We start from the raw sequence: 5,000 nt of genomic DNA, 5'->3' as shown, positions 1-5,000 counted from the left end.
TTTCACCATAAATGTAAGTGCTGTACAGATCGAAGTGCCAGCCGGACAGCCGCCTATGCCTGGGGCAGATGCGAGCATTCCTGCCAATGCGTATGAGAATTATCGTCATATTAATAAAGTAGGGGAGCAGAATGCAGAGGATTATAGTGAATTTATAAAATCACAACCTGTAAATCCTACATCTGGGATGGATAAGTTGTATCGAGAACGCCCTGGTTTGGCTAAGGCGTTGGAGTTAGCAAATTCTTCTCAATCTACCGTTGTATTGCTTCATGAAGGGGATAAGAATATTCGATTATCCGTACCAAACATTAGCTTTCGTGGAGATACTGTAGAGTCTAAGTCTGGAAAAGGGCCGTTATATGCTGTGCGAAGCCTTAGTTCATTTTTAGTAGTAGGGCCGCCACATGGTAAAGCACTCAATAAATATGCTGAAGAAGAAGGGAAATATACATATCCAGGTTTGCACGATGCATCTTGGAAGCTTATGTCCAACAATGCCCGTGTAATGTATACGGAGTTTACACCGAATGATTCAAAGACTACCTATGGGATTAGTTATGGCGGTTGGGTTAATACGGAGGATCCGTATCAGGATAAATCACCGGAAGTTTTGATGAGTAATTATATTATTCCATCTATAGAATCCTTGTCTGGATTAGATAATTATAGTCGTGTTGAGCATTGGGGAAATTTCAGTTATCGTGTTCCTAAGACTGCAAAGTTAGTGAGTGAGGCTGTAGAGAATACTCAATATGATGTGAGAACCTATGAGGATACAGGGGCCAAGATACGTGTAGTGCGTACCTCCATATTGGGTGAAAAACGAGATGGAACGGTCATCAAGAGTTCCATATTATCCTTTTTGAGAAAGTATAACGATTTAGAAACACCTACACAATATGCAGTCGTATGGAATAATGGTATCGCAGGCTCTTTGATCGATTCTTACAAGCTTAATGGAGAGTCTTATCTCCGTCATGTTGTGAAAGATTCTGTGTACTTTTACAGTTATCGTATTAATTATGATGAAAGTAAGACCTCTTATACACATAAACAATGGAGAGATATAATTGAATATGTAGGCTTTGATGATGCGGTCAAACTCAGAAACGGTCCACAATGGAGAGAAGATGGAACCTATAAAGAGAAACTAGAAAGTGGACCTATATTTATTCCTTGGTATATGGAGTGGGTTAAGCTATTGAATCAATAGTGTGTAATATAGTGAATGTAGTTTGAGCTAATTATAAGAAATTTCAGGAGAGAGACTATGAAAACAAAATATATGGTTATGGGGCTTGTTATAGGCCTACAATTGGTAAGTGGTTATAGTTATGAAGCTGATGCGAGTTGGCTGAGTAAAACTTGGGACCGTCTAGAAACGAATGCCGCGAAGCAGTCTTATGATTGGCCCAAAGCTGAGCAGTATACTCATTATGAGGGCGGGCAAATTGTAGGTACTACCTTGCCAGATGAGGACATGATGGTCCTTGGTGTTTCGTTGGGTAATACCTTTGATAGTGTAAAAGCTAGTCTAGGACAGCCTACTAAAGAAACAAGTCGAGGACTTACCTATGGTGGTGTTACATTTGGGAACTTTAAAATGGATGGTGTGGGCCCTATTGTTACTTATATGATGATCGAGAATCGTGATGCTACTACACATAGAGGTATTGCCGTAGGCGATTCCATGCGAAAGGTCCTTAATGTATATGGCAGACCCGATTTAGTAGATACTAACAATCGATGGTTTTATGGGAAATACCGTTATCGAACTGATATGATGCATGGCATACAATTTGAACAAAAAGGCGATAAAGTCAGCAAGATTTTAATTTATAAATGATTATATTCTTACCATATTTATGAAAAAAGCCGAGCTTTTAATTCATAGAATTAGCTCGGCGTTTATTACTTTATTCGTATATTTATATAATATAATACTTGTTGTATCGTATATTAATACATCATATAATGTGATTAGGAGAATTAGATGAGGTCGGAAAAGTAAAAAAATAGCCCTCCGTTGCCTAGTGTAACTAGATAACTGAAAGGCCATTTCTCAAGCTTTTATGTTTTCCGAGATGAGCCTGACGCAACTACTCGTCTGACTATCTATCTATATTATAGAGTTAAAGATATATATCGTCAAATTAAGATAAACCGGAGGTCATTATGAAAGCATTTGAAACAAAAGATTATAAAGCGTTTTCTATGTTTGAGGATTGTTGGGCTCTTGTTACAGCTGGTACGCCTGAGGATTTTAATACTTGTACGGTTAGTTGGGGCAGTATGGGCAATGTATGGGGACCTAATGGTGGTGACATGTCCACGGTGACGGTGTATATCCATCCGGCTCGTTACACTCAAGAGTTTATGGCTAAATACGATACTTTTACCGTTAGTTTCTTTCCTGAAAGCTATCGCAAGGCGCTTGGTTATTTGGGTTCTCATTCGGGCCGCGATGAAGATAAGGTGGCTAATTCTGGTTTAACACCAGTGGTAGCAGGCGATGGGGTAACTTTCAAAGAAGCAGATTTAACATTTGTATGTAAAAAACTGTATGAACATCAATTTGATGAAGCTCACTTAGCGGATAACGTAAAGGAATATTATGCAGCAAATCCATCTATGTATACCCAAGTTGGCAAAGATTGCTGGGAACCACATTATATGTACATCGGTAAAGTAGTTGAGGCTATAGAGGCTTAGCCTTAAATAAGTTTTATATAAGGCCGATTTATATTTTATCTATATGTGTAGATAGACTTATGTCTAAAAAGAAATAGAGAAAGAAAAACAGCCAGTATTGCGATTTGCAGTACTGGCTGTTTTGGTTACACATCTTATTAGATTTTGAACGATGTTTTAATGGGCATGGCTCTCCTCTGTATCTGGGAATAAAATATGCTCTTTTAGTTTAAAGCTAGGATTATTGGTAGACTCAAAAAACTCAATCATATTTCGTAATTTTTGGACTTCTTCAGCATGTAAAAAACTTGGGTAAAAGATGATATAGGTAAAGCTATAGGTCCCATCATAGGATTGAAAGGTTAGGATGTGATCATCCTTATGAGGTGTATAGATGTGTGTGGATAATCCAGGAATATTATTATTCCATATAACGGAATAATTAATATAATCTGATGTTGGCTGGGAATAGTATATATTCCAGAACGTATCTAAATTAATTTTAAAATTGTAATGACCGTTTACAACAAGATTACGCGCATATGGGTTTTTAGGAATATTATTAGTAGAAACAAAGAATGTTATGTTCCCCTTTTTGTAGTATCTAATATCTTGATATTCGGTGCCCTTTTCCTCACCTATGTATATAGCGTCTTTTGGTACGCGGTATTGTACACCGTTTAAGTTTTCTATGCGTGAATATTGATTTAATTCATTTAGGTTTTGCACAGAGGGAAGCACATAGTTAGCCAATAATTTATCTGTAGGAACCTTGTTCAGAACGGGGTTGTTGTCATAATAGACAAACCCTGCATGATATAAGGGATGACGCATATTATAGCCCTTAAATTTAAAATTGATCGTGTCGATGGTAAGTGTTGCTTTCTTACCGTTTTCAACGTGAGGCATCTTCATGCTATCCCAAGTGCTGTAGGTCAAAGTTGGGTATGAAAATACAGTGCCCTTTATATCAGAAATCTGTTTTGCCGGATTTTGTTTGGCCTTGTCTAGAAAGAAGTCACGAACATTTTTATCTGTCAATTTTTCATAAGCTATTTTGGTGTTGCGCCAGTCGTAGTCTTTGAAATCTGCGTAGTCAATTTCTAAATTGAGACTTCCATTATCGGTTAAAACCCGATAGTCTTCAATGGTTCGACTTGGGTTTTTGTAACGTCCTATATCATAATCACTTTTTTGGCCCGCTACTGGGAATGAAAGCCGAATTTGGTTGTATTGGTCATGAATGGAGATGACTGTATTATGGTAATGTTGACTGCGATATATAGAGGCCGCTTTAGCATACTCAATTTCGTTTTTACTAATACCATTAGCCTTGTCTGTTAACTTTAGTGTTTCCACATAGTTTGCTACATCCTTTTCAATATCAGGATTCGTGGTTTGATAATTTATGTAGGCATCCTTTGAAATCTTCGAGTCTGCACCAGGAATATTAACATCAATGGCTCCTATTGGTGATAATATAGTGCTCATTATGAAAGCACCCGCTAATAGTGGTAGTTTTGTCATGGTAGTATCTCCCGTTTATACTCTCATATCTATTTATACTCTCATATCTATTGATACTGTCATAATCCATTGGTTATGGTACTAAGTATAATTATATAACATAATACTTATTGTATTGTATATTAGTGCATTATATAATTGGGTTACGATAGTTATACGAGGTTGGGAAATAAGATAAACCGGAGGTTATTATGAAACCATTTGAATCAAAAGATTATAAAGCATTTACTATGTTTGAAAAGCGTTGGGCTCTTGTTACAGCTGGTACACCTGAGGATTTTAATACTTGTACTGTTAGCTGGGGCAGCATGGGCAACATGTGGGGCCTAGTTGGTAACGATCTTTTCACGGTGACTGTGTATATTCATCCAGCTCGTTATACCCAAGAATTCATGGCGAAATATGATACGTTTACCGTTAGTTTCTTGCCTGAAAGCCAACGTAAGGCTCTTGGTTATTTAGGATCTCATTCTGGTCGTGACGAAGATAAGGTGGCTAATTCAGGTTTAACACCAGTTGCAGTAGATAATGGTGTCATGTTTGAAGAAGCAGAGTTAACTTTTGTATGCAAAAAGCTTTACGAACATCAATTCGATGAAGCACATTTAGCGGATAAAATAAAAGAGTATTATGCATCCAATCCTCCTGAATATACAAAAGCTGGCAGTGATCGCTGGGAACCACACTATATGTACATCGGCGAAATAGTTGAGGCTATAGAGAAATAGACAATCTATGTAATATACAAATAAGGCAGTCCGTCAGGACTGCCTTATTTG

General features: G+C 37.4%; 5 protein-coding genes. 4 read left to right on the top strand and 1 reads right to left on the bottom strand.

Translation table 11 applies throughout. The annotated features are described in order from the left end of the window. The 3 genes from QZ334_RS06800 to QZ334_RS06790 form a co-directional block, all read left to right on the top strand. A partial coding sequence (locus QZ334_RS06800) for a hypothetical protein (protein ID WP_295233056.1) occupies positions 1 to 1,216 on the top strand: 1,216 nt, incomplete at its 5' end. A 57-nt stretch (positions 1,217 to 1,273) separates the two neighbouring features. Beyond that, on the top strand, positions 1,274 to 1,849 hold the full coding sequence (locus tag QZ334_RS06795) for a TonB-dependent receptor (RefSeq protein WP_295233053.1): 576 nt from the start codon (positions 1,274 to 1,276) through the stop codon (positions 1,847 to 1,849). Between the two features lie 329 nt (positions 1,850 to 2,178). After that, the gene (locus QZ334_RS06790) at positions 2,179 to 2,715 is read left to right on the top strand and encodes a flavin reductase (RefSeq protein WP_295233051.1); all 537 of its coding nucleotides are present in this window, start codon (positions 2,179 to 2,181) and stop codon (positions 2,713 to 2,715) included. Positions 2,716 to 2,871: 156 nt separating this feature from the next. Here QZ334_RS06790 and QZ334_RS06785 read toward each other — a convergent pair whose 3' ends face one another. Next, positions 2,872 to 4,221: a hypothetical protein gene (locus QZ334_RS06785; RefSeq protein ID WP_295233049.1), complete on the bottom strand. Its 1,350-nt coding sequence runs from the start codon at positions 4,219 to 4,221 to the stop codon at positions 2,872 to 2,874. A gap of 191 nt (positions 4,222 to 4,412) precedes the next feature. On the opposite strand from QZ334_RS06785, the gene QZ334_RS06780 reads away from it, so the two are divergent. After that, positions 4,413 to 4,949, top strand: a complete 537-nt coding sequence (locus QZ334_RS06780; protein ID WP_295233046.1) for a flavin reductase family protein — start codon at positions 4,413 to 4,415, stop codon at positions 4,947 to 4,949. The last annotated feature ends 51 nt before the right edge of the window (positions 4,950 to 5,000 follow it).

Origin of the sequence: Veillonella sp. (assembly GCF_019414865.1) — a bacterium.
Lineage (GTDB): Bacteria > Bacillota > Negativicutes > Veillonellales > Veillonellaceae > Veillonella.
The sequence above is the reverse complement of the archived record's forward strand: the minus strand, read 5'-3'. Positions and strand labels throughout refer to the sequence as shown.